The organism is Paenibacillus sp. N119s (assembly GCF_059447605.1).
This window is the reverse complement of record NZ_JCAJRU010000045.1, coordinates 1-25,243: the sequence shown is the minus strand read 5'-3', so window position 1 is coordinate 25,243 and position 25,243 is coordinate 1. Positions and strand designations below refer to the sequence as shown.

Genomic DNA, 25,243 nt, shown 5'->3' with positions numbered 1-25,243 from the left:
AAAATAGGTGTGTGATAGCGATTTCACAAACTATTCGAATGTTGATAAAGCAAGGAAAACGTTGAGGGTTGAAGGAGGAGCAGCATGAAGATTATGCCTTTACAGAAACGCGGAATCTCCGATAGTCGGCTGGTGCTCGGTTGCATGCCTTTTGGTGGAGAATGGAGCCATGCACCGTTTACGCAGGAGCATGTCCTTGAAGCGGAGAGAGCTGTAGAAGCTGCACAATCCATCGGGATTACGATGTTTGATCATGCGGATATCTATCGTATGGGGAAAGCTGAGGAAATTTTCGGCCGGATTCTAAAGGGACAGCCGGGTTTGCGTGAACAAATCGTAATTCAGTCCAAATGCGGCATTTTTCTGCCGGATGGTACGCCCCCTGGCCGTTTTGATTTCTCATACGCTCATATCATGGAGTCCGTGGATGGAATTCTGAAGCGTCTAGGTACAGAATATTTGGACATCCTGCTGCTGCACCGTCCCGATCCGCTGGTAGAGCCGGAGGAAGTAGCGAAGGCGTTCAGCGAGCTTAAGGCAGCCGGCAAAGTACGACATTTTGGCGTTTCCAATATGAATGTAAGCCAAATTCGTTTTCTGGAGCGGAGCCTCACGGAGCCGCTGATTGTTAATCAGCTGGAGATGAGCCTGGCACATCTGCATTTTGTAGATCAGACCGTACATGTGAACCAGCAGGCGGGGACGAATGTACATTTTGGCGAAGGATTGCTGGAATATTGCCAAACCGAGGATATTCAGCTCCAGGCTTGGGGACCGCTGGCGCAGGGGCGTTTTAGCGGAGGTTCGCTGGATGGGAAGCCTGAGCATATTCGTAAGACGGCAGAACTGGTACAGAAGCTGGCTTCTGAAAAGGGGACGACACGCGAAGCGATCGTTCTGGGCTGGCTGATGAAGCATCCGGCACGGATTCAGCCTGTCATTGGCAGCGCCAATCCTGAACGAATCCAAGCATGTCAGGATGCAGAACGCCAAAGCGAGCTGATGACTCGTGAAGAATGGTACCAATTGTATGTCAGTGCACGCGGACAAGCCTTGCCATAACCGGTATTACGGACTAGCTAGTTACAGCAGACGTATGCGGGTGTAAGGGTATGACCTCGTTTTATACGAACTGTATTCTAATAGGCCCTTCTTTCGTCTCATTAGCAGACGGCGGGAGGGCCTTTATGTGGATACATCTTATATTTCTTCGGCAGTTATTCCTCTTCATACCGGGCGAGGGCCTTGGCTGTTGTTTCCTTCATTCGCGAAATTAAGCGAGAGCCTTGAACGACCTTGACACGTTTGCCAAGGAAGCGGATTTTGGATAACACATATTCACATTCATCTGCCTGGAAAGTGAGCGTAATACGATAGGTATCTGCTTCCTGATCATATTCAACCTCCTTTTCAAAACAGGAAAAAGCATATAAAATACGAGACATTTCACCGTTGTATACAGGAATAATTTCGATGATGCCCTGTTCTTTGCGCGACTCCAGTATACCGAGTATACGTTGGGTAAACTTCTCGGCTTCTTCAGGTAGAATCTCTTCCTCCGTAACGGTTACGATATTGGACAGTTTGGTGGACATAAATGCGCGGTGTCGGCGATTATACCAGAGTAGACTCCATTCTTTTTTGACCATGGAAAACTCCAGCTTATAGGGGAATCCGCACATTCGCTCATGCAGGCGACCGTTGCGCAGTTTATAGGTCATACAAATGCCAGAACGGGTTCGCAGAATGGAACGCAATTCACGCAGGAGTGGATGATAAACCGACGCAGTAGGAACCCCTGCCTTTTCGCGTAGGCTGCCATCGGCCTCCAGAGGTTCGTCGTCTGCAAGTAATTGCCGAAGCTTATCAAGTGTAGACGGGGTAAAAGCCTCTGTTGCTGCCGAGTCTGCAAGCATAGACTTAAGCCAGACTCTTTCCTGCGAGGTGGTAGCAAAAGCACCCGATTCATCCAGCCGTGAGACGATCTGATAGTTAAATATTTTCTCGAACAGGCTCATAATAGGCTTGCAGCTCCTTCCATTCCTGTCTGAATTCCTTACGCAGCCGCTGGGGCTCCAACACCTCACAGCTTGATCCGAAGCTGCGAATCCACGGTTTAATCTCAGTGATTCCATTCACTGTGATTTCATAGATAAAGGATTCACTTTCTTCCTCCGTAATCGTACCCCATTGTCCCTGTGACAGCACACGTTCCCGAATAAAGTTGCGCTTCGCCCCTTCGGGATTAAAAAAACGTACCCGCACCTTCACGGGACGACCCGTATCAACAAGCCAGCTGTACCGCATTTTTTCTTCCAACACGGCTAACAGGCCGGCATAAAGCTGCTCTGGAACAGGCTTGCCCTCCACCAATTGGGTCATGCCCTCCATACGAAACTTCATGATTCCTTTGCCGCCCACATGACCAAGCACATACCAACGTCCATATTGATGATCATAGATGACTTGCAGGGGCAGAATGGTATGTTCACGGCCTTCAGTCTCTTTTTCAAATAGTGGGTTGGTGTTCTGTGACCCGTACATGCTTCGTTTCGATGTCGAAAAATATAAAAAGCTTACACAGCGGCGTTGCCGAATGGCATGCAGCAGTGGATGAATATGGGCTTCGTCCAGAATGCGTGAATAATAATGGTATTTATATAAAAAAGGCTCTGCCATCTCCCGATCTCCGAGCTGACGGCGCATGGCTTTTTTAAGATGATCTCGTAACAGATATCCCTGCACAGAGGGGAGCTGGGTGTTGGCCATAATGTCCACAAAATCATATAGATCCAGTAATTCCTCGTCCGTCAGTTCTGTCACCAGATCGTTGCGGACAGCATAGCGATAGGGCCTGCCGCCAGGCTCCTTACGAACCACGCCGACTTCGACCAGATATTTCAGATCAGAGCGAATTGTTTTCTCATCTGGCAGTGAACTGTCGGAAGGCAGGCCATTGCAGCAAGCATCCAACAGTTCCATGGTAGTCATAGACTGTGACTGTAGCGCTGTCAGCAGAAGGGATAAGCGGACACTTTCCGATTCCTTGAGCGATTTGGCCCGAAACAGGAATAACAGCAATGGATCAGCGGATTCGTAATAATTAAAGCGCAGCATCTCATTAAAATCATGTCCCTGTTCCGCAGGCAGCTGCTGTTGTACGGATTGGACGATTTCCTTGAGGCGCCGGATCGTTTTATCAAAGGTATGTACCGAAATGCCAAGTCTGTCTGCAAATTGCTGTCGATTATAAGCGCCGCTTGTTAGTGTGAGCATACGCAGGAATTGAATTTCTTTATCAAAACTCTCTCTCGCCATGATGCATTCCCCGTTTCTGTAGCCGTTCTCCGAAAATAAGTATCCCTTTATTCTAACAGGGAAGGAAGGCAGGAAAAAGGTAATTTATTCATCTTTGTAATACTTTCGCCATGTTCATGACTTCCAAAATAAAGGATTATAAGGATATAAGGTAGCACGATAAGTAAAGAGCAATACATAACAGAAGGGTGATGCAACATGTTTGGACGATTCAAAAATGAAGTGTTATATCCATGGGTAGGTAAGCTTTCGATTTATGAAACGATTAAGCAGGGATTAGACTCTCAGGGCAGGCTTACCGATGATCAATTGCCGGATGATGAAGAATACTGGGCGGGTCACACGATGCGTTGGGTGGCAGGAGGGTTGGATGGAGCGTTTGGACATCACGGCGCTGGCGGAGAAGGAGAGACTGATAAAATTAAGGATCTGGCGCAGTTGTTGTCCAGACAATGCCGTAAGCCAGGGATGAAGACAAGACGTGAGACGTATATACGCTTGATGGAGGAAAATGCGCTCAGCCTGATAGATCCGCTGCTAGATGCGGTGCGTGAGCATCCAGCAATTCAGCCGGATCGATTGTATGAGGAGGCGCGTTGGCTGGCTGAACACGGAGCACATCGCAATGTAGTGAAGTTCGGCATTGCATTGCTGGGATTGCTGGAGACAGAGCAGCACCACGAGCTTATTTTAACGCTAGCAAAACATGATGAATTCACGCTATATGCGGCTGTAGCTATCCGTAATATTTCGGAGCAGGCCAATGAGCAGTTATATAAGTTAGCCTCACAGGTACACGGTTGGGGACGGATTCACGTCGTGGAACGGCTGGAGCCTGCGCGACAGGAAATACGTGATTGGTTATTACGGGAAGGATTCCGCAACAATGTCATGTATGAGTATCTTGCGTATGAGTGTGCCCATAAAGGCGAGCTGCATACAGCCATCGCTGTACCGCACATTGATCAGGAGCTGTTTGACGGAGCGGGCGATATTCTGTCAGCGTTGCTGGCAGCAGGTGGACCTGCGGAAAGTATAGATGATTATGAGCATGCCGCTATGGTTATAGGCAACTACCTTCGTCATGCTAAGACCATGTGTACGACTGTGAAGCATTTTACGATCATCATGGATATTGCAGATTTTCTGGGTGAAGAAGACGATTCATGGGAGGCACGTTATGAGTATGAATGGACGCCGGAATTGCGTAAACGTTATGCGTCGATTTGCCAGCAGATGATGGATGATCCGCAGTGGGTAAAGCGGGTAGAGCAGGAGCTGCTTCATGCAGATTCACCGCATCTCCACTGTGCCATTCGCGCAGCTCGAATGCTAGCGCTAGATGTATGGCCTGTGCTATTTGATCAATTAAGCAAAAAACCAGTCAAGTCTAATCTGTACTTTGAACTCATCAAGACAGAGGATGAACAGCGGGCTCGTAAGCTGGTAGATTTTGCAGAAAAGCACCTGCCTCTGGGAGAGATTGCTTCTGGTCCCGCTGATGTGCCAGGCTTTGGACCGGAGTATGAAGCGCATCAATGTCTGGGTGTGCTGCTTCAACTTTTGTCTTCTTACGAAGGAGTAGGACAAGAGCTAGTTGCTGCTGGGCTTTGGAGTCCGGTGATTTCTAATCGTCACGCAGCGCTTCATGTACTCAAGGCATGGCCTACAGAGATGTGGGGAGTGAAAGCGACAGAGCGCCTTCGTCGCTTATCGGTAGATGAAACGGAGGAGTCGATTAGAGAACAGATTCGGGAAATACTTTAATGACAAGGGAGGGAACAACATGAAAGATGTGAAGCATGGGCGGGATTTCATTCAACCGGAAATGCGGAAAATGATTTTGCGCGAGCTACGCGCATTGGAGCAGGCGGAACAGGTGCGCATTATATACGCCTGTGAATCAGGCAGTCGGGCATGGGGGTTTCCTTCACAGGATAGTGACTATGATGTACGATTTATCTATGTAAGACCGGTAGAATGGTATTTGTCCATTTTTGATAAGCGGGATGTGATTGAGCGGCCAATCAGCAATATGCTGGATATGAACGGCTGGGATTTGAAAAAGGCACTCCGTTTGTTTCGCAAATCCAATCCGCCTTTGCTGGAATGGCTGCAATCCCCAATTCCCTATCTGGAACAATATTCAGTGGCTGATCAGATCCGTGCGATCTCGCCCTTAACCTTCTCTCCGAAGTCCTGTATGTACCATTATCTGAACATGGCGCGGGGAAACTATCGGGATTATTTGCAAGGTGAACAGGTGAAGATCAAAAAGTATTTTTACGTGCTCCGCCCGCTGCTGGCCTGCGGCTGGATTGAACGATACAACAGCATGCCTCCGATGGAATTCGTAGAATTGATGGAGGAATTCATTCCGGCAAATACAGAGCTTTTTCAGGTAATCGGACATTTACTGCAACGTAAAAAAGCGGGTGAGGAACTGGATATAGAGCCGCAGCTTTCGGTGGTGAATGATTTTATCGAGCAAAAGATTGCTTATTTTGAACATAAAGCGCCTTTGCTTCATCATCAGGAAAGTGGACGTGACCAGCAATTGGACGAGATGTTTCGCGCTGCGGTGAAGGAAGTATGGGAAGCGTAAGCCGGGAAGGAGAAGAGAAGTATGCACATCACACTAAAAGCAACTGGCACAAATGCCGGGATGATTTCACATTTGCTCGCCAAGAACCCCCACAATACGTATGATCGCACGGAGAAAGGCGCACGTGTACGCATGGTGTACACCGTTTTTACCGAGGAAGAGGTGGAGATCGTCATCCAGGCTTCGCCAGATTCAATAGATTTGGTCAAAAACAGTCCGGACAGCTATGACATTACACAATATATTAATGACCGGGAGTTTGTAACCAGCAGCTTGTTCTGCACCTATATTCGTGGCGCGCTCGGCACGGCTTTGAACGGCAAACCCAAGGAAGACTATGCAGCATGGGTAACGCATCCTTTTGCGCTGGAGTTATCGTTCGGACCTGTTGCGTCGGATTTGCCCGATACTGTGGTGGAGGGACTATTTGCACCGCTGGGCTATCAAGTGACCATAGAACGAGGGAAAGCGGATTATGCTTTTCAGCTAAAAAATCGAAGCACCGTCAGATATGTCACACTAAGTGGCCAACAGACGGTGCAATATGCGCTACGTCAGTTATTGCTGTTGATTCCGGTGCTGGATAATTATAAGCACTACTATATCAGTGAAGAAGAGTTGGACAAGCTGAAACGTTACGGTGAAGGTTGGCTGTCAGCGCATCCGCTGCGCGAGCTCATCATTCGACGCACGCTTCATTTTACCAATCTGATTGAGCAGTTTGAGCAATTGGAGGCTGCTGAAGCGACTACTGAAAAACAGGCAATCCAAGAACGAAATAATAGCCACGAACAGGTTCAGCAGCAAGAACAGTCTCTGGAGGTAGAGAAACAACAGCCTGCGGTACGGCTCAATGAGCTGCGGTATCAAGCCATTATGGATGTGATACGCAAGCTGCCCCGAAGACAGAAAATCGTAGATTTTGGTTCAGGGGAAGGGAAGCTTTCTACTCGCTTGGCCCGAATGAAGGGCATTGAGGAGATTTGGGCGGTGGAGCCGTCTGCATATGCACAGGTGAGGGCTATAGAACGTTTTGCTAAGCTGGAAAGGCATGCCGACGCAATCAGCCCTATCCCTATGACGGGCTCTCTCTTTTATTATGATGAACAATTGCGAGGAAAAGATGTGATGATCCTATGTGAAGTCATTGAGCACGTGGATGAGCATCGTCTGAACCGGGTGATGAATATGATTGTGACAGAATATCAGCCAGGTGTACTGATCGTGACGACTCCCAATCGCGAATATAATGAAGTATATCGTATGGATCAGCAAGAGCTGCGACATAGCGATCACCGTTTTGAATGGAGCAGAAGCGAGTTTCGTGAACGATGCGAGCAATGGATTGAGGAAGCTCCTTATTCATTAGCGCTGGAAGGGATCGGAGAAGAGGTCGAAGGCTTTGGACAACCGACCCAAATGGCTGTATTTACGCGCAGAAAGGAGCTGAAGGAAGCATGAGCATCTCATCCGAACGAACGATTGAATTACCCCATGCTGGACTGGTTGTGTTGGTAGGAGCCTCGAACAGTGGCAAAACCACTTTACTGGACAGGCTGGTGAGCGAAGGGGTTCTATTGAAAACGGAAGTGGTATCCTCGGATCATTTTCGCCAGCTGGTAGGAGATACAGAATTTATAGACTGGCGTGGACTTCCTAGGCTGGAATCGGACGTGCTGTTCTATGAGTATCAGCAGATGTCAGCCAAGGCCTTTGAAGCGATGGATACCATTCTGGCTATGCGCTGTCGTCTGAATAAGCTGACGGTTGTGGATGCCACCCATCTGTATCCTGAGGACCGTCAGAAATATGTACAGCTAGCAGCCAAGGCACACGTTCCTGTGATAGCTTTGGTGCTGGATGTACCCGAATCTGTGCTGCTGGAACGTGATTTAGGCAGGGAGCATCCGCGTGGCCGCCAGCGGGTCAAGCAGCAGGCGCAGCTGTTAAAGCGAAATCTGCGCGGTATCCGGCAGGAAGGCTTTAACGCTTGCTATATCCTGAAGGATGTAGAAAAAATAAACTTTGCCCGTGGTGCTCAACCGCTGTTTCATGATATAGGGACAGGCATTGATATCATTGGTGACATTCACGGGTGCTATCGTGAGATGCTGGAAGTGATAGAGCAGCTAGGATATATAGAAGATCCGGAAGGGTTATACCATCATCCAGACGGTAGAAGACTGGTATCCGTCGGGGATGTGATGAGCCGTGGTCCAGCATCGTTACAAGCGGTGCAGTTCTGGAAAAAGCACGTGGACGCCGGACTCGCCTACATGATTGACAGCAATCATGGCTGGAAAATCGGTCGTTATCTTGATGGGAGAAAGGTGACTCTCAATCATGGAGATGAACGATTTGCAGCGGAGCTGACCCAATATGAACAACAAGCCGGCAAGGCAGCAGCGGAACAGCTTAGAAGCGAGCTGAGAGATTTTCTGCTGCATGCACCCTCTCATCTTATTTTCGGCAGAAATGGGTTGCGGCACGTGGTTGTAACTCATGCCGGGATTAAGGATCATTTTATCGGCAAACAGTCGGCACGTATTTCGGATTACTGTCGTTATGGAGATACGGAAGGTCAGGATGCGAATGGAAAGCCCATCCGCAAAGATTGGTTCGTGGAACATGAATCGGGAGAAATAGTAGTATGGGGACATGATCCGAGACCGCAGCCGACCCTTGTAAACCAGACGGTAAATATTGATCAGGGTGTGGTATTTGGCGGTATGCTGACCGCTTATCGTTATCCGGAAAAGGAATTTGTCAGCGTTCCAGCTCATGAGAATTATGCAAATGACCCGGATAGCCCACTTGTCCGGTGGCAGAAAAAACGGTTTTCCCCGCCGAATTTACGCAAGCTCATCGCTGGTTACAGTGTGCTGACAGAATCATATGGCGAAGTACGCGTACAAGGGGAATCGGTCAAATCCGCTATAGATACTGTGTCGCATGTGACGGTACCGATGGAGGAACTGGTATACATTCCACCGACGATGAGCCCTGCTCCCACGGTTTCCGCAGAGGAAGGTTATCTGGAGCATCCGCGTGAGGCGCTGGCTTATTATCGCGGGCAAGGTATACAAACGATGGTAGCGGAGAAAAAGCATATGGGTAGCCGGGCGATTTTGTTATTATTCAAAAACGAACAGGCTGCTGTTGAATATGTAGGCTATCCGACATTGGGCACGATCTACAGCCGAAGCGGACGACCTTTCTTTGGGCCAGACCTCGGGAAGCAGGTGCTGGAGAAGCTGAATGCGGATCTACAGACTGCCGAATATTTTGAGCGGAACCAGACAGATTTTGTGCTGCTGGATGCGGAAATTGTACCGTGGAATCTCAAGGCTCGGGAACTAATTGCTGCACAGTATGCGCATGTGGGTGAAGCAGCTCTGCTGGATCGTAGTATGCTGGTCGACAAGCTGAAGCAGGCGAAGGCTATAGGTCGGGAGGTTGAAGACTGGCTGGAGGAAATGAAACGGAAATATGCGAATGCGGTAACGTTTCAAGAGGCTTTTCAAAAATATTGCTGGGATGTAGATGGTCTGGATGAAATTCGTATTGCACCATTCCATACGTTGGCACACAGCAGCCGGACTTTTTTTGACCAATCTCATATGTGGCATATGGAGCAAAACCGGGAGCTGGCAGGACTGTCCTCTCTGTTTATGGAGACAGAGTATCGTGTCATCACGGATGAAGCAAGCGAGGAAGAGGTTATTCGCTGGTGGAGTGAGATGACAGAGGATGGTCATGAAGGTATTGTGATCAAGCCGGAACGCTTTTTGATGAAAAATCGCGACAAGATGATCCAGCCTGCAATCAAGGTGAGAGGCCGGAAGTATTTGCACATCATTTACGGTATGGATTATCTGGCCCCTGAGAATTTAAAGCGTCTGAAGCAGCGTCGAACGAATAAAAAGGAGCGTCATGCCCTGATGGGAGGTGCGCTTGGGATGGAGGGCGTAGAACGTTTTGTCCGCAAGGATACGGTAGACCGTATTCATGAATGCGTCCTGGCCGCGCTATCTTTGGAGTCGGAGCCGATTGATCCGAGACTGTAGTTTGTGAAGGAGGGATTGAGATGGATAGGGGTACACCGTTAATTGATATTGGTGTGAACTTGATGCACCGTTCGTTTCATGCAGATCGGGAACAGGTGGTAGAGAGAGCAGCGGCTGTAGGGATTACACCGTTGATTATTACTGGAACCAGTGTCCACAGTAGCCGAGAGGCTGCTCAGTACGCAGCACGTTATCCTGGTCAACTGTATGCTACAGCTGGTGTGCATCCCCATGATGCCAAAAGTTGCAGCACAGATACGATTCAGCAGCTTCGCCAACTTGCGGCTCAGCCGCAGGTCGTATCCATAGGAGAATGCGGGTTGGACTATAACCGTGATTTTTCTCCGCGTGATGTACAGCGCCGATGGTTTGGAGAGCAGATTCAACTGGCGGGTGAACTGCATATGCCGTTATTTCTGCATGAACGAGATGCGCATGAGGATTTTGTCGCTATGTTGCGAGAGCATCAGGGACTTGTTGATAAAGCGGTGGTGCATTGTTTTACCGGCACTGCACAGGAATTGCATACGTATGTGGAGATGGGACTGTATATCGGGATTACAGGCTGGATCTGTGATGAGCGGCGTGGCAAGCATCTGCGTGAGTTGGTGAGGGATATTCCGCTGGACCGGTTGATGATTGAAACAGATGCTCCATTTTTGACCCCGCGCAATCTACCTGTGAAGCCCAAAGAAGGGCGTAATGAGCCGATGTATCTCGCTCATATTGCCGCAACAATTGCCGAATGTACAGGTCGGAGCATGATGGAAATCGAGATTGCGACAACGGAAACAGCCAAACGTTTCTTCGGATTATAGGATTGTCAAAGCCATAGATGTGGTATATATTATAGTGAATTAAAAAGCATTGTCGGGAGCTTGAGATAGTCAGGCTGAGAGGGTGGCCCTTGCCGCCGACCGTGAAATCTGATCTGGGTAATGCCAGCGTAGAGAAACCTAGAACACGATACAAAAAGCAGGGTTACCGCCTATTTGTGGCGGCTAGTCGATGAATTCGTTTCATATCCTATATCAAGCTAATGAGCTGCGGGTCTGTAAAAGTTGCAGACAGGCAAGGGCGTTTTGTTTTGCACCTGACTTTAGCTTGGTTTCAGTGCAGTAGGCTACTGTGCTATATGAGATAGATCGACAACTGATAATATGTATGGTGATCATTTTATGACTGCGCATAAAGCTTGCCTGGAGATTCAGCTCCGGACAGGCTTTTTTTATGGTCAGAAGGCCTATTTTAACGAAAAAGGGGAGCGTATAACAATGAGTACGAATGTAAGAACGTCCAAAGGGCTGAAGCTGACTGATATTTTGGTCACGATTGTAATCTCCGTGGTGTTTGGACTGGTCTACAAAATATGGGGACCTGTCTATGATTTGATGAAACCATTCGGTCTGCATGCCGAGCAACTGATGTACGGTATGTGGTTTATGGCTGGCACGTTCGCTTATCTTATTATTCGCAAGCCTGGAGTTGCGATTCTGGCAGAAGTAGCGGCGGCAACCGTCAGTGCTTTTTTAGGAAGCGAATGGGGCATGTCCACCTTGTACTATGGTCTGCTGCAAGGCTTGGGAGCGGAGCTGTTCTTTGCAATTTTTCTGTATCGAAATGCAAACTTAGGGGTCGCTTCGCTCGCTGCGGTAGGGGCGGCTGTCACTTCTTTGATTTTAGACTTCAGCTACGGGTACATTGATCAGCTATCGACCTGGAACTATGTTTTGTATATTGGATTTCGGATGATTGGCAGTATTGTGATTGCTGGGGTATTCGCTTACTATCTGGCTAAGGCGCTGGAGGTAACCGGCGTTACGCGAAGTTTGAGACCTGCAACGGAACAAGATTATAAGGGGCTAGATTGATGAGCCCGGCAAACGAAGATGTGGCGGCTTCGATCACCCGTCTTCGGTTGAAATTTCCCGGTGAGCAAGAGCTGCTTTTTCACAATATGTCTTTAACTGTCCACAAAGGGGAAAAGTTGCTGCTGCTAGGGCCGAGCGGATGCGGAAAATCAACGCTGCTTCAGGTGCTGAGTGGTCTGATTCCACGCACGATAGAAGTGCCTATGAAATGCGATGCTGCCGTGATCCCGAGTCTCTCTGGTATTGTATTTCAAGATCCCGATACGCAGTTTTGTATGTCGTATGCAGACGAGGAAATGGCTTTTGTGTTGGAAAACAAACAGATTCCAAGGGAGCAGATGCCATCCCGTATTCGTGAGCTGCTAATGCAGGTGGGTCTACCGACGGATGATATACATATGCCGATCGCCAGCATGTCACAGGGAATGAAACAGCGGTTGGCGATTGCATCTGTGCTAGCTATGGAGCCGGAAGTGCTTTTTCTGGATGAGCCGACGGCCTTGTTGGACGAGGAGGGCACGACACAGGTGTGGGATACCATTCGCAACATTTCGGCAGACCAAACATTGGTGATCGTAGAGCATAAAATTAATGAAATTGTCCATGATGTGGATCGGATTGTGGTGCTTTCAGCTCATGGGGAAATCATTGCGGATGGAAGCGCGGAAGAAGTATTTCATACGCATCGGCAGGCATTGTCTGAGTACGGCGTGTGGTATCCGGGAGTTTGGGATGAATCGTCTTCACCACGCTGGAATGAATCTATGATTCAGCAGAAGGGTGTGTTGCTTGCGGATTGTCCATCTACCTTAACACGTACAACGAATTTGCTAGAGCTGGAACATTTTAGCGGACTTCGGGGTGTAAGCTCAGTCATATATGTGGAGCAAGCGCTGGCGCAGCCTGGTGATTGGATTGGCGTGGTCGGTGAAAACGGGGCTGGCAAAAGCTCGCTGCTACTCTCTATGATGCGTTTACTCCGTACACAGGGGCGTTACTGTGTGGATGGAATTGAGGCAGGCAGTACGGAACAACTGGCAGAGCGCATTGGATTCGCGTTTCAAAATCCTGAGCTGCAATTTGTAGCGAACACCGTGCGAAGGGAATTGGAGTATTCGTTACCGAAGGGCTTGTTTACCGCTGAACAGCGTGGGCAACGGGTAAATCGAATGCTCGTACAGTTCGGACTGGAGCGGCTGGATGAGCGTCATCCGTATCAACTTTCATTGGGTCAAAAAAGACGGTTGAGTATTGCTACGGCAATGATCCGGGAGCCCGAAGTGCTGCTGCTGGACGAACCGACCTTTGGGCAGGATGCGCGCAATACCTTTGTCATGCTGGATATGTTGGAGCAGCTGAGAGCGGCAGGCACGGCCATCGTGATGGTTACGCATGACCCGGAGATTGTCCGTCGGTATTGTACCGATATATGGCGGATTCAGAAAGGGGAACTACAGTATGAACCTGTCCTTTCCCCATCATGAAACTTGGCTGCATCGTGTGAATCCTGGCTTAAAGCTCGTGATGTTTTCCATGCTGTTTGTGGTCGTTATCGTTATCCATGATCCGAACGTTATGTTTAATGTTGCGTGTGCTATGCTGCTACTGCTTGTCTGGTCAGGACATCCATGGAAGCGACTGCTGCTGTACGGATCTCCCTTTATATTGGTGTTTATTTCGACCTCAACAGGCATGATGATGTTCGGCAAAGGAGTGACGACCTGGTGGACATGGGGCTTGATCCATATTACGCAGGAAAGCTTTTACCGAGGCATGCATCTGGGCTTTCGTGCATTGAGTATGGCCGCGGTAGGGTTGCTGTTTGGTCTAACAACTCGTCCGGTTAACCTTTTTTATTCACTGATGCAGCAATGGAAGCTCGCGCCCAAGTATGCATACAGCTTTTTGGCAGCTATGCGGTTGGTGCCGATGATGGTGGAGGAATTTCAGGCATTGAGACACGCCCACCGCATTCGAGGTTTGCATCAGCATGTGTCCAAATGGAATATGTATGCTACGCTCCGCAGGTACGCAATTCCGCTGCTTGCTCAAAGTATCCGGCGTGCGCAGCGCATTGCTATCGCCATGGAAGCTAAGGGGTTTGCTAACGAAACGAAGCGCACGTATTATTATGCGATCGGCTATTCGACTGTAGATATCATATTTATTTTATATTTTGTGGTGATGCTGATGCTGGCTTGGGGACTGGGTACCTCCTTTCCTTATATAGGCGTATCGGATGTACGTTAATTGTTGCCAAAAGGCTTTGCCCGATTTCTGCTCTGTGGTATATTAATGCAATGGGATTGACGGCTCGACAGACCCGCTTGGGCTGGCGGGCTTTTACATTTTCCCGCAGTAAAGGATCATCAGGAGGCCAAGTTTCATGATTAAGCTGCATCAGGTAAACAAGCATTATACCACCTCAAGCGGCCTATTTCATGCGGTTCAATCCGTGTCCCTTCAAGTGGAGGAAGGGGAAATTCACGGTATCATAGGTGCCAGCGGTGCCGGCAAGTCTACGTTGCTCCGGTTGATGAATGTATTGGAAAGGCCGGATGAGGGAAATGTGGTTGTGAACGGGGAAGATCTGACTCGCATGCCGGAAAAACGTCTCCGTGAGGCGCGCCGATCCATAGGGATGATTTTTCAGCATTATCATCTTGTTCACAATCGGACGGTAAGTGGAAATGTAGCAATGCCGTTGGAGCTGGCAGGGGTCGCGAAAAAAGAGCGAGCGGAACGCGTGCGCGAATGCCTGCAATTCGTCGGTTTAGCGGATAAGGCAGAACAGTATCCGGCACAGCTGAGCGGAGGCCAAAAGCAACGTGTGGCGATTGCCAGAGCTTTGGCGAATCGTCCTGCGGTGCTACTTTGTGATGAGCCGACCTCAGCGCTTGACCCGCAGACGACCGCGGATATTCTAGGTGTGCTAAGGGAGATTAACCGTGAACTGGGAGTTACGATTGTAATCGTCACCCACGATATGGACGTGGTTCGCAATATTTGTACCCGTGTATCCGAAATGCGGGACGGGCATTTGCTTTCAACGAAACATGTAGCTGCCCCTATGGTAGGTTCAACAGTGGAAGCAGGTGATGCTGATGAATGACATGTTAAGCATTATTGCACAGTATCAGTCAGAGATATGGAAGGCCATCGGAGAGACGTTTATCATGGTGGGAATTTCGATCGCAGCAGCTGTACTGTTAGGGCTTCCGGCAGGAACGATTTTATATTTGTGCGGTAAAGGACAAAAGTATGAAAATCGATTGCTCTTCACCATACTGAACAGTCTGGTCAACGTTATCCGCTCGTTTCCATTCTTGCTGCTCGTCGTGTTTATGATTCCATTTACACGGCTGGTGGTGGGCACGGCGCTGGGCACGATGGCTGCTACGGTACCCTTGTCAGTGGTAGCTATTGCCTATTATTCGAGGCTGGTGGAGCAATCGCTGCTTGAGGTGCCCAAGGGTGTGATTGAGGCCGCAACGTCTATGGGAGCATCCACCCTCCAGCTTATTTTTAAGTTTCTGTACGTGGAAGCCCGTTCCGGGCTGGTATTAGGCTTGACCACGTCCACCATTAGCTTCATCTCCTACTCCACGGTGATGGGGATTGTGGGCGGCGGCGGGGTAGGCGATTTTGCCATTCGCTACGGCTACCAGCGGTTTGAAACAGGCTTGATGGCGTTCACCATCGTCGTCATGATTATTTTCGTACAAACGATCCAGTTCACCGGAAGCACCATCTCCCGCCGGATCGACAAGCGATAGGGCAGAAATGTAACTTTTCGCTACACTTGCACCACCCACTACGGGAAAGAAAAATGACTTTACAGTGCCTCAAAAGCGGAGCGGGCAGAATTGTTCTGAAGAAGCGTCAGCGTTCGCCTTTGAAATGGGATTCTAACCTATAAATTACTTTAAAAATCAGAGAGAATCCCATTTTAACAGCGATCGTAAGATCAAATCATTCGCGAAGCGGCTGCGGCTTTACTGTAACTCATTAACATCTTCCCAATCACAACTAATTTGGAGGTTCTTCATCGAATGCGTCTCAAAAACAACATGAAAACGAACTTGAAATTACTTACACTATTTGCAGTGGTTATGCTACTGGTTGCCGGATGCGGCGGTCAGAAGCAGGCTGCACAAGAAACAACAACTAAGGAAGCAGCTTCGCAAAAAGAAGTAACCTTGAAGGTAGCTACGCTAATTCCACCGATGACAGATGTACTGGATATCGTGAAGCCACTGCTCAAAAAGGACGGAGTCAACCTGGAAGTCGTCGTGCTGTCAGACAATATCCAACCGAACAACGCATTGGCAAGCCATGAAGTGGATGCGAACTTCTTTCAGCATGCTCCGTTTATGCAACAATATAATGAAAGTAACAAGTCTGACTTGGTAGCGGTAAAACCAATTTACAACGCCATTTATGGCGCTTACTCCAAAAAATACAAGAACATTAAAGACCTGCCCGAAGGTGCGACGATTGCTATCGCCAATGACCCGGCCAATACTGGACGTTCTTTGGTCATGATGGAGCAAAACGGTTTGATCAAGCTTAAAGAAGGCGTAGGCTATAATGCTACACAGGCTGATATTATTGAGAATAAGAAAAAGTTTGTGTTTAAAGAAGTGGATCTGTTGATGCTGGCGCGGTCACTGGATGATGTAGACATGGCTGCCATGTATCCCGCATATGCCAAACCGCTCGGTCTGACACCGAAGAAGGACGCGCTGATTACTGAAAAGGATGATACACACTTTGCCATTAATTTGGTAGCACGTAAGGATAATGCAGATTCCGATGCCATTCAAAAGCTGGCAAAGCGAATGACCGGACCGGAAGTACGCAAATTTTTTGAGGACAATTATAAGGATAGTGTAGTTCCAGCATTTTAAATAAATAAGTATTCAAACATTATTTTATGATGATATATGACCTGTATAATGGAGTGAAGTCTGTGAAGAGCAGATGATCATCTCCATGTGCAGGTCCTTTTCTTTTTCATCCTTAATATGGATAAAATTCATCGAAAACAGGGTACAAAGTCTTGTTTTTTAAGATTTAGGGTGGTACAACGTTGTGAATTTTGGTCATAAAGGGTGATGGAGTAATGATAAGGAACATATTAAAATAATTATACGAACAAACATTCGTCTTTTATTTTATTAATGATGTTTGTATGAGGATCGAGAAGTTCAGCTGACAACGGGTCAAAAGTGTGAATAAACAAGGAAGGGAAACGATATGAAGCTGTTTGTAACTGTAAAAGGTCTAGGGAAGCGCAAGCCCGCACTCGCACAACAGGAAATAGATCTAAGTCCTCCCCCAGAAACATTGCGAGATTTAATTACTGCAACCGTTGCCCTGAACATTCAAAAGCTACGGGAAAACCAGGAGAGTGTCGCGCTGATTCCGTTCCTCACGGGAGAGGAAATCCAGGCACAAGGCGAGACAGGCAAAGTAGGATTCGGCTCCATATATAATGATGGTGTTCCTAATATTGAGGCTGCCGTGAATACGGCGATACAGGCTTTTGAAGATGGTTTATACAGGGTTTTTATACGTGATGAGGAAGCAATGGAGCTAGATGCTCCTTTGTCACTTCATGCAGAGGATGAGATTGTATTTATACGCTTCACAATGTTGGCTGGAGGCCTATGGTAGAGGAGGAGACGAAATATGCATCAGGAGAACAATGAGCAAGAATATTTCGCCACACTGAAAGAGCGCGCAGCGCAACTGGGTGGACAACAACAGGAGTTGGCTCAGTATATTGTGGAACTGGGTAAGCTTCATTACATACAAGAGGTTGAAGAGCCATTTGTCGAATGTCAGCGAATACTGAAAGAACGGGCGGCAGAAAGCGGACAACCGCTGTTCAAGCCACTGGCAGAGGTACTGCGTGCTCTAATTGGACAAACGACTGGCGATGTGTTCGCACATCTAACAGAGCATGTGACTGAATTTCCATACAGCACCGGGTATGAGCGCAGACCGTTTCGCACTTCGGATATTACAGCTCATACTTCCCGGGTTTATAAAAAAATGGTGCAGTTGATCCGAATGGACTGTATCGGATTTTCTATAATGGATTATTTAACGAAAAAAGACTATGAACCAGGCAGGGATTACCGGATTCAGGAAACGATTGGTGATTGGATTGCTTACGAGCTAGACAACGGCAATTCACAGGTGCTTGAGGCGCTAAAAGCTATTATTTATGGGGATAATCAGGCGGCGTTGCTTACGCGCAATATGATTAAAGGCATGCTGCTGAGCCATCAAGAAGAGAATTATCACATGATTGGCGAATTGCTGGCAGCGGCCAAGCTTCAGGAGGGATTGCGTCAAAGCATTGTGGAGCAAATGGATGAAGGAACTCCAGAAGCACTCATTTATCTGTTAAAGGTGATCATTGACCAAGGCTTCATTCGTTACAGTTCGGTGGTGCGGGCGCTTGCAGTATGGACGGGCATGGGCTTGGAATCCGCCAATCAGCGGGTTGTTCGCCAATTGATTGAGCAGGCATATGATGCACTGACTTCCAGTGAACTGCGCCAGGAATGGCTGACCAGTTCAAATGCTAACGAACTATATATGAGTTTGTGGGCTACAGCAGTGCATGAGGAACGTGACTTGTATGGACAGGTTCGCCAACTTATGGAGCAGGGGGCGGCTTACCAGAAGATTGTAGCCCAGTATGTACTGTCTAATACTAAAAACAAGGATATGCGCCTCGAGATAGCTAGAGAATATCTAGATGAAACTGACCCAGAGCTTCGCTATTGGATACTCACAAACTATACAACCGATTATTTTTATGAATGGGTAGAAGGCGGGACGGTCGCGAATCGAATCGTTAAAGTGGCGCGCACTCCTTTGTTGGAGAGCAAAGACGAACGGCGTAAGGATTTTGAACGACTTCATAACCTGTTTGTACATATGAAAAAGGGTGAGTCTATCGAGTCCTCCAAGGTGCTGGATTATGTAAATCTGTATCACCGCTCAGATGCACCTATTCAAAAAATGCTCTATCTCGCTGGCTATGATATGGACGCATCCTGGATTGGAGAAATCATAGCCTTAAAGGAAGAGATTAGCCCAAATCTGCGCGGCGAAATATTGAATCATTTTGTGCAGAACACTGAGGATACAGTACAGCGCGATTTTATTTTTTCCAGTTTGTCTGACAAAAGTATGAGTATCCGTGGGTTCGCTGTGGCCAAGGCGCGTAAGCTGACGCTGTCGGAACCAGAAATGCAGCAAATGGAAGCCTTATTAAAGCTCAAGACAGGCTCGTTGCGACAAAGTGTCATCGGTGTGTTGCTTTCACAAGCGGAAGAGCAGCTTGCTGGCTCTTTGGAACGCTTGCTTCGTGCTAGGGCGGAGTTGCAACGATTGGGTGGCCTGGAAATATTGACGAAGATATATGCAGATCCGGATCGTGCTCAGCAGTATGAAAATCTGCGGGATTTGGCGGATATCATTCAGCAACCCACCGCCAAAGAGGTGCAACTGCTGTCCAAGCTGGGACAGGAGGATGCTTATACAGGTACAAACGGCTATGGCCTGTACGATCCGAATGTCAAGGAAGCTTGGCTGGAAGAGAAAGTTGATCTGGGTGATTTCCGAATGGCCGATGTTTTTATTAGTCCATTGGACAAGCTCAAGCAGTTCTTGAATGGACTGGATGAACTGGTTCATCATCATCGGGATGTGGAATATACTGCGGAGTATTATTCAGGCTACAAAGATACATTGCTTATTGGAACGAACCTTCGCCCTCTACGGATGGTTCAGGTCGATGAAGAAGTGGCTTCCAGGCTGACTTTATATCCTCTTTACGAGGAATGGGACCGTTATTTGCAGGAAAGCGGCATAGAAGCGCGTGAACTGCTGGAGCTTGTTTTTTATGATCGATTAGAGTCTATGGACCGAACGTTGGATCGCTATTATCGATATTTCTCATTTAACTTTGGCTATTCAGAACGAAGCAAGCACAAGTTGCTGGAAGGATGGCGTAAAGACTTTGCCGAGCAAATGTATCCTTTAGAGCGGATTAACGAGGTTCAAAAGTGGATGGCAGAGCTGACCTATCCCGATCAGGTAAGCACATTAATTAATGCTTATTTTATGGACACAGCCGGAGCCGAAACATTTGATGTAATCGACCTTGCCTTAAATTCACTAATGCAGAGCATGCCCAAAGATAGACCTGCAGAGGACATTGGAATGTTTCATCTATTGTCTAGTCCGTGGGTGGCATTGGAGAAGGGACGAATTCATGATAGTGAGACCTTTAGGCGCTTTTTCCATACTTTTGTGAACTACGCAGAATGGCCAGGAATGGAAAATCGTTTTTATTCTCCGCTGAATCTGGAGGATTACTTCAAAGCCTATGAAAAAGGGCTGATCGGTGTAGGTGAAGTGTATCGTGAACTGCTGGCCAGTAGTGATAGCAGAAGTCATATGAGCACCTTAACTAATGCTCGTAATACATGGGTTTCCAGCAAGCCAGAGTTTTTGGAGATACGTCGTACAGTTATTGATCGACTGCTGGAGATTGAATTGGTTCGAGGCGATTTGCCTACCGAGGCTACGCCAAAGGTGATGGGTTTGAGTCGGATTGAAGGCATGGATTATTTTATCCGTATTTTGGGGGGGCTCGACAAGGAAACGTTCGTGCGTGGTTATGTGTATGGCTACGGTGATCGTATTACCAAAAAAGAATCGTTCAGCCACTTGCTCAAGGCATGTTATCCAAGTGACGGCGAGGATGCTGCATTGCTCAAGGAAAAGCTGAAGCACACTAAAATTACAGATAAACGTCTGCTGGAGGCGGCAATGTATGCTCCGCAGTGGATTGAGATTGTAGCAGGTTATCTTGGATGGGAAGGACTTCGCAGTGCGGCATGGTACTTCCATGCGCATATCAATGAAGGCTTTTCGGCTGAGAAGGAAACGATTGTAGCTCATTATTCACCGATAGCTCCGCAGGATTTTAATGATGGTGCCTTTGATATTCACTGGTTTCATGAGGCCTATGAGACGCTGGGCGAGGAACGATTTGATCTGCTGTACGATTGTGCCAAGTATATTTCGGCTGGAGCCAACCATCGTCGCTCCCAATTGTTTGCGGATGCAACGCTGGGTAAGCTGAAACGAAGTGAAATGGAAAAGTCAGTGGAAGACAAGCGAAATAAAGACCATTTGTTGACCTACAGTCTGATTCCACTGGCAAATCCGCCTGAACCAGATGTCCGTCAACGTTATGATTTTATTCAGAGGTTTCTGGAACAAAGCAAGAAATTCGGGGCACAACGTAAGGCCAGTGAGGCACTGGTTTCACGAATTGCACTTGGAAATTTGGCACGTAACGCAGGTTATGATGACGTAACTCGTCTCGTCTGGGATATGGAAGCTCGCAAGCTGGATGACCTCCGGTCTTATTTTGAGCCCCATGCCTTGGATGAGACTACAACGATACAACTCGTCATTGATGATGAAGGAGCGGCAGATATTGAAATTGTCAGCAAAGGGAAGACGCTGAAATCCATTCCGGCTCGTTTCAAGAAAGATGAGTATGTTACATCCTTGAAAGAGCTTAAAGTTGATCTGGTAGATCAATATCGCAGAGCTCGCAAAGAGTTGGAGCGCTCTATGGAGTCTGGTACCACCTTTATGGTAAAGGAATTGAGAGGACTGCTAGGTAATCCTGTGCTTGCTCCGCTGGTGCGCACACTGGTTTTCAAGGCTGGCGATCATCTCGGATATTTTAACGGGGATACATTAGCGTTGACTGCTCCTCCTGCTGAACAGCATACTATTAAAGAAGAAGATAAGCTGATTATCGCACATCCACTTCATTTGTACGAAAGTGGTCGTTGGAGTGAATTCCAGAAGGACCTATTTGACCGTCAGATACGCCAGCCATTTAAACAGGTATTCCGTGAGCTGTATCTGCTAAATGCTGATGAACGTGCCAACGCGACAGTTTCCCGTCGGTATGCGGGACACCAGGTGCAGCCGAATAAAACGGTATCCTTACTAAAAGGTCGCCAATGGACGGTCAGTTATGAAGATGGACTCCAGAAGGTGTACTATGCCGAAAATCTGATTGCGAACCTGTATGCCATGGCTGACTGGTTCTCACCAGCGGATACTGAAGCTCCTACACTGGAGACGGTGCAGTTTTTTGATCGGACAACCTATAAGAGCGTGCCTTTGGAGGAAGTTCCACCTGTTCTGTTCTCTGAAGTTATGCGGGACGTCGATCTGGTCGTCAGTGTTGCTCATGTAGGCGGCGTTGATCCAGAGGCCAGTCTGACGACGATTGAGATGCGTAGGGTCATTGTGCAGGAATCGCTTCGTCTGCTAAAAATCAGCAATGTACGCTTAGATGGGAATTATGCACGTATAGACGGGAGTCTTGGTGAGTATGCGGTCCACCTCGGAAGCGGGGGTGTCTACAAGCAAGCGAAGGGAGCACTGCATATTATTCCGGTGCATTCGCAGCATCGTGGACGCATCTTCCTGCCGTTCCTGGATGAAGATCCAAGAACAGCCGAGATTTTATCCAAAATCACGTTGTTGGCTGAGGATCAGAAGATCAAGGACCCACAAATTCTTGAACAGCTTCAAGCGTAAAATAGAAATTCCGGTATAGAGAAGTTTATAATTAACTCAACGTTCGCACCTAGACAAGGTTTCCAATCATCGACTGTATAGACGGAAGCTCAGTTTAGCTGCGGAGGTTGAGTTATTCAATATCACGTACGAATGGCCACGAATAAGGAGATATGCGTAGAGAGTTATCTCTATATTTTAATGAAAAGCTTATGGCATCACAATTGACGATAATAGGAGAATACAGCAATGATAAATAGCATCCTTTTAAAAGAGTACGCAACTGAGTATCAAGCGCAAGTTGTCGATTTAATTTTACATATTCAACAAAACGAATATAATATCGCCATAACCAAGGAAGATCAGCCTGATCTGCTCGATATTGAAAACTTCTATCAACATGGTAACGGCAACTTCTGGGTGGCTCTTAGCGAAGACGAAGTAGTAGGGACGGTTGCCTTGCTAGATATCGGAAACCATAAGACGGCGCTCAGAAAGATGTTTGTAAAACAAAACTATAGAGGCAAAGCCTTGAATGTTTCGAATCAATTACTACAGTATGCCATAGAATGGGCCAAGGAACGGTCTGTTGAAGGAATCTACCTTGGGACTACACCGCAATTCGTAGCCGCTCATCGATTTTATGAGAAGAATAGATTTGTTAGTATAGCTCTTGATGAATTGCCAATTGGCTTTCCAGTTATGAAAGTGGATAAAAAGTTTTACAAATATACTATTCAATAAATAGCCTAGTCAAGACGATCCTGAAGGAATTCCTGCTAAAATTGACTTTGTGTTCGCCTCGCCGCCTTCCTGCCGAGCCGCAATACAAACTGTTGCCGAACAGGAATTTCTTTTGTTTAGGGTAGGTGTTTGCTAGAATGAAGAAGATCGTGTAAGTCTACGTTGAATGTACAACTGGGAGGGAGAAGAGTATGAGCAAAAAGATTAAATGGGGAATTGTCGGTACGGGATGGATCTCGGATCAGTTTGTTACGGATTTGCAGCACGTTACGAATGGGGAAGGATACGCAGTTGGATCACGCAATATTGAAAGCGCTACCGAATTTGCAGCCAAGCATCAAATGGCACAGGCATATGGTAGCTATGAGGAATTAGTGCAGGATTCCGAAGTCGATGCGATTTACATTGGAACCCCTCATCCTTTTCATAAAGAAAATGTTCTAGCGGCTCTTCGAGCGGGCAAAGCCGTCTTGTGTGAGAAACCCTTCACAGTCAACAGCAAAGAGTTGGAGGAACTAATCAGCTACGCGCGTGACCATAAGCTATTTTTAATGGAAGCCATGTGGACGCGTTTTTTGCCCTCGATTCGCCAAGTGCAGGAGTGGATACATGCGGGACGTATTGGTGAAGTGAAGTTGGTGAAGGCGGAATTCGGTTTTCGCGTAGATTGGAACCCAGAGGGAAGATTATTGAATCCTGAACTGGGCGGAGGGGCATTATTAGATGCAGGAATTTACCCCGTTTCTTTTGCTTCGATGGTGTTTGGCCCTAAACCAGAACGTGTATGGAGTACTGCTCATATCGGGGAAACGGGCGTTGATGAGACATTTTCGATCATGCTGGATTACGGAAAAGGTCGCACGGCTATGCTTAACGGAGCAGTTCGTCTCGGACTGACGAATGAGGCATATATCCATGGGACCAAGGGCTATATCCACATTCCATCATTCCTGAATAGTACATCGGCTACTTTAGTTGTGGACGGTGAAGAGGCACAAAGCTTTCAGGATGATCGCTCCTCTACAGGCTATGCTTTTGAAGCAGAAGAAGTCGGGCGCTGCTTGAACGAAGGTTTGCTCGAAAGTTCTACGATCTCTTTGGATGAATCATTAGGAATTATGAAATTGATGGATCAGATTCGTTCACAGTGGGGACTTCGGTATCCGTTCGAATAATCACATTGCTTCCAGGGGGCTTTTCAGGTTCTCTGGATCTTTTCGTTAACCCGTTTTTTATACATAAGTATTCCAACTTTCCAGAGTGCTCTGCCCCAACCGGCTAAGTGCTCTTTTTTTCATTATCAAGTTTCAAATGTGAATAAATAAAATTTAATATTGTTCAGAATCGGTTCAGAAGCGGATGATAAGATCTTTTCACTAACCAAAGAATGAACCGTTTTACGGGGAAACTGATGAGCAAGCAACAAATAAAGATTGCAGAAAGCGCTAATCGTGACGCTGCTGGCAAGTATAGTATGGGGACTACAACTTTGTTCATGCGGAAACGAAAGGGGAAACGTCAGTAATTGTGACTAAAGCGAATATAGTATCTTTTACCGATTCTGGCGGCAATGGTAATTCTGCAACGAATCTTACACCAATACCAATACCTAAGCATGTACCTGTCACAGCCACAGTTCCTTCCGATCAATATGGCAGTGTAGGTTCTGGCGACACACTAGTGGATTTACAAGATGTATTTTTGGCTGCCGATCAGGAGGAGTTATCGTATCATGCGGTTACTTCAGATGTATACGTAGCAGAAGTAGAAATAACAAGTCAACAGCTTATGTTAAAGCCCAAATCAGCAGGAAGCACACAGGTGTTTGTGACGGCAGAAGATGGAAAAGGTGGCAGAGCGAGCGTATTTTTCACCTATACAGTGACTGGCTCTATTGCTGATGTGAATGTAAATCACAGTCCTGTTGAGCAGCAGCTTAAGTAGGTCGTAGGAAGTGTTGGCAAAGCGACTATATTCAGGTTCATTAGGAACTACAG

At 47.4% G+C, this 25,243-nt stretch carries 19 protein-coding genes; 17 read left to right on the top strand and 2 right to left on the bottom strand.

What is annotated here, in order from left to right; translation table 11 throughout:
* Positions 1 to 84 precede the first annotated feature (84 nt).
* Positions 85 to 1,062 (top strand): aldo/keto reductase, encoded by a 978-nt coding sequence (locus AC5V8P_RS07995; RefSeq protein WP_064795856.1) that lies wholly within the window; start codon positions 85 to 87, stop codon positions 1,060 to 1,062.
* A 155-nt stretch (positions 1,063 to 1,217) separates the two neighbouring features.
* Here AC5V8P_RS07995 and AC5V8P_RS07990 read toward each other — a convergent pair whose 3' ends face one another.
* Entirely contained in the window at positions 1,218 to 2,018 is an 801-nt protein-coding gene (locus AC5V8P_RS07990) for a WYL domain-containing protein (protein ID WP_063210937.1), read from the bottom strand.
* Entirely contained in the window at positions 1,993 to 3,318 is a 1,326-nt protein-coding gene (locus AC5V8P_RS07985) for a helix-turn-helix transcriptional regulator (RefSeq protein WP_064795857.1), read from the bottom strand. The genes AC5V8P_RS07990 and AC5V8P_RS07985 overlap by 26 nt, the downstream gene beginning before the upstream one ends.
* A 198-nt stretch (positions 3,319 to 3,516) precedes the next feature.
* On the opposite strand from AC5V8P_RS07985, the gene AC5V8P_RS07980 reads away from it, so the two are divergent.
* The 16 genes from AC5V8P_RS07980 to AC5V8P_RS07905 all read left to right on the top strand — a co-directional run bounded on the left by AC5V8P_RS07980 (position 3,517) and on the right by AC5V8P_RS07905 (position 25,190).
* The gene (locus AC5V8P_RS07980) at positions 3,517 to 5,085 is read left to right on the top strand and encodes a hypothetical protein (RefSeq protein WP_064795858.1); all 1,569 of its coding nucleotides are present in this window, start codon (positions 3,517 to 3,519) and stop codon (positions 5,083 to 5,085) included.
* A gap of 19 nt (positions 5,086 to 5,104) precedes the next feature.
* The gene (locus AC5V8P_RS07975; RefSeq protein ID WP_064795859.1) at positions 5,105 to 5,923 is read left to right on the top strand and encodes a nucleotidyltransferase domain-containing protein; all 819 of its coding nucleotides are present in this window, start codon (positions 5,105 to 5,107) and stop codon (positions 5,921 to 5,923) included.
* A 21-nt stretch (positions 5,924 to 5,944) separates the two neighbouring features.
* Positions 5,945 to 7,384: a 3' terminal RNA ribose 2'-O-methyltransferase Hen1 gene (locus AC5V8P_RS07970; protein ID WP_064795860.1), complete on the top strand. Its 1,440-nt coding sequence runs from the start codon at positions 5,945 to 5,947 to the stop codon at positions 7,382 to 7,384.
* Entirely contained in the window at positions 7,381 to 9,990 is a 2,610-nt protein-coding gene (locus tag AC5V8P_RS07965; protein WP_064795861.1) for a polynucleotide kinase-phosphatase, read from the top strand. Before AC5V8P_RS07970 ends, AC5V8P_RS07965 begins: the two co-directional genes overlap by 4 nt.
* Before the next feature lie 20 nt (positions 9,991 to 10,010).
* On the top strand, positions 10,011 to 10,808 hold the full coding sequence (locus tag AC5V8P_RS07960; protein ID WP_064795862.1) for a TatD family hydrolase: 798 nt from the start codon (positions 10,011 to 10,013) through the stop codon (positions 10,806 to 10,808).
* A 456-nt stretch (positions 10,809 to 11,264) separates the two neighbouring features.
* Positions 11,265 to 11,861 (top strand): ECF transporter S component, encoded by a 597-nt coding sequence (locus tag AC5V8P_RS07955; protein ID WP_063210983.1) that lies wholly within the window; start codon positions 11,265 to 11,267, stop codon positions 11,859 to 11,861.
* Positions 11,861 to 13,345 carry an ABC transporter ATP-binding protein gene (locus AC5V8P_RS07950; protein WP_064795863.1) on the top strand — a complete coding sequence of 495 codons (1,485 nt, stop codon included), beginning with the start codon at positions 11,861 to 11,863 and terminating at the stop codon, positions 13,343 to 13,345. Before AC5V8P_RS07955 ends, AC5V8P_RS07950 begins: the two co-directional genes overlap by 1 nt.
* Positions 13,320 to 14,111, top strand: coding sequence for an energy-coupling factor transporter transmembrane component T family protein (locus AC5V8P_RS07945; RefSeq protein ID WP_064795864.1), 792 nt, complete (start codon positions 13,320 to 13,322; stop codon positions 14,109 to 14,111). Before AC5V8P_RS07950 ends, AC5V8P_RS07945 begins: the two co-directional genes overlap by 26 nt.
* 136 nt (positions 14,112 to 14,247) lie before the next feature.
* Positions 14,248 to 14,973, top strand: coding sequence for a methionine ABC transporter ATP-binding protein (locus tag AC5V8P_RS07940; protein ID WP_064795865.1), 726 nt, complete (start codon positions 14,248 to 14,250; stop codon positions 14,971 to 14,973).
* Positions 14,966 to 15,637: a methionine ABC transporter permease gene (locus AC5V8P_RS07935; protein WP_019686250.1), complete on the top strand. Its 672-nt coding sequence runs from the start codon at positions 14,966 to 14,968 to the stop codon at positions 15,635 to 15,637. Before AC5V8P_RS07940 ends, AC5V8P_RS07935 begins: the two co-directional genes overlap by 8 nt.
* Before the next feature lie 276 nt (positions 15,638 to 15,913).
* A complete protein-coding gene (locus AC5V8P_RS07930) occupies positions 15,914 to 16,771 on the top strand; it encodes a MetQ/NlpA family ABC transporter substrate-binding protein (RefSeq protein ID WP_064795866.1) in 858 nt (285 codons plus the stop codon).
* A 349-nt stretch (positions 16,772 to 17,120) separates the two neighbouring features.
* Positions 17,121 to 17,540 (top strand): hypothetical protein, encoded by a 420-nt coding sequence (locus tag AC5V8P_RS07925; protein ID WP_064795867.1) that lies wholly within the window; start codon positions 17,121 to 17,123, stop codon positions 17,538 to 17,540.
* Between the two features lie 15 nt (positions 17,541 to 17,555).
* A complete protein-coding gene (locus AC5V8P_RS07920) occupies positions 17,556 to 22,523 on the top strand; it encodes a DUF4132 domain-containing protein (RefSeq protein ID WP_064795868.1) in 4,968 nt (1,655 codons plus the stop codon).
* A 228-nt stretch (positions 22,524 to 22,751) separates the two neighbouring features.
* Positions 22,752 to 23,246, top strand: coding sequence for a GNAT family N-acetyltransferase (locus tag AC5V8P_RS07915; RefSeq protein WP_064795869.1), 495 nt, complete (start codon positions 22,752 to 22,754; stop codon positions 23,244 to 23,246).
* Between the two features lie 191 nt (positions 23,247 to 23,437).
* The gene (locus AC5V8P_RS07910) at positions 23,438 to 24,421 is read left to right on the top strand and encodes a Gfo/Idh/MocA family protein (protein WP_064795870.1); all 984 of its coding nucleotides are present in this window, start codon (positions 23,438 to 23,440) and stop codon (positions 24,419 to 24,421) included.
* 352 nt (positions 24,422 to 24,773) lie between these two features.
* Entirely contained in the window at positions 24,774 to 25,190 is a 417-nt protein-coding gene (locus AC5V8P_RS07905; RefSeq protein WP_231116758.1) for a hypothetical protein, read from the top strand.
* The last annotated feature ends 53 nt before the right edge of the window (positions 25,191 to 25,243 follow it).

What these genes read in the sequence shown, in the direction of transcription:
- AC5V8P_RS07995 (WP_064795856.1), top strand. Translation starts at nt 85, where the DNA reads ATGAAGATTATGCCTTTACAGAAACGCGGAATCTCCGATAGTCGGCTG.
- AC5V8P_RS07990 (WP_063210937.1), bottom strand. Translation starts at nt 2,018, where the DNA reads ATGAGCCTGTTCGAGAAAATATTTAACTATCAGATCGTCTCACGGCTG.
- AC5V8P_RS07985 (WP_064795857.1), bottom strand. Translation starts at nt 3,318, where the DNA reads ATGGCGAGAGAGAGTTTTGATAAAGAAATTCAATTCCTGCGTATGCTC.
- AC5V8P_RS07980 (WP_064795858.1), top strand. Translation starts at nt 3,517, where the DNA reads ATGTTTGGACGATTCAAAAATGAAGTGTTATATCCATGGGTAGGTAAG.
- AC5V8P_RS07975 (WP_064795859.1), top strand. Translation starts at nt 5,105, where the DNA reads ATGAAAGATGTGAAGCATGGGCGGGATTTCATTCAACCGGAAATGCGG.
- AC5V8P_RS07970 (WP_064795860.1), top strand. Translation starts at nt 5,945, where the DNA reads ATGCACATCACACTAAAAGCAACTGGCACAAATGCCGGGATGATTTCA.
- AC5V8P_RS07965 (WP_064795861.1), top strand. Translation starts at nt 7,381, where the DNA reads ATGAGCATCTCATCCGAACGAACGATTGAATTACCCCATGCTGGACTG.
- AC5V8P_RS07960 (WP_064795862.1), top strand. Translation starts at nt 10,011, where the DNA reads ATGGATAGGGGTACACCGTTAATTGATATTGGTGTGAACTTGATGCAC.
- AC5V8P_RS07955 (WP_063210983.1), top strand. Translation starts at nt 11,265, where the DNA reads ATGAGTACGAATGTAAGAACGTCCAAAGGGCTGAAGCTGACTGATATT.
- AC5V8P_RS07950 (WP_064795863.1), top strand. Translation starts at nt 11,861, where the DNA reads ATGAGCCCGGCAAACGAAGATGTGGCGGCTTCGATCACCCGTCTTCGG.
- AC5V8P_RS07945 (WP_064795864.1), top strand. Translation starts at nt 13,320, where the DNA reads ATGAACCTGTCCTTTCCCCATCATGAAACTTGGCTGCATCGTGTGAAT.
- AC5V8P_RS07940 (WP_064795865.1), top strand. Translation starts at nt 14,248, where the DNA reads ATGATTAAGCTGCATCAGGTAAACAAGCATTATACCACCTCAAGCGGC.
- AC5V8P_RS07935 (WP_019686250.1), top strand. Translation starts at nt 14,966, where the DNA reads ATGAATGACATGTTAAGCATTATTGCACAGTATCAGTCAGAGATATGG.
- AC5V8P_RS07930 (WP_064795866.1), top strand. Translation starts at nt 15,914, where the DNA reads ATGCGTCTCAAAAACAACATGAAAACGAACTTGAAATTACTTACACTA.
- AC5V8P_RS07925 (WP_064795867.1), top strand. Translation starts at nt 17,121, where the DNA reads ATGAAGCTGTTTGTAACTGTAAAAGGTCTAGGGAAGCGCAAGCCCGCA.
- AC5V8P_RS07920 (WP_064795868.1), top strand. Translation starts at nt 17,556, where the DNA reads ATGCATCAGGAGAACAATGAGCAAGAATATTTCGCCACACTGAAAGAG.
- AC5V8P_RS07915 (WP_064795869.1), top strand. Translation starts at nt 22,752, where the DNA reads ATGATAAATAGCATCCTTTTAAAAGAGTACGCAACTGAGTATCAAGCG.
- AC5V8P_RS07910 (WP_064795870.1), top strand. Translation starts at nt 23,438, where the DNA reads ATGAGCAAAAAGATTAAATGGGGAATTGTCGGTACGGGATGGATCTCG.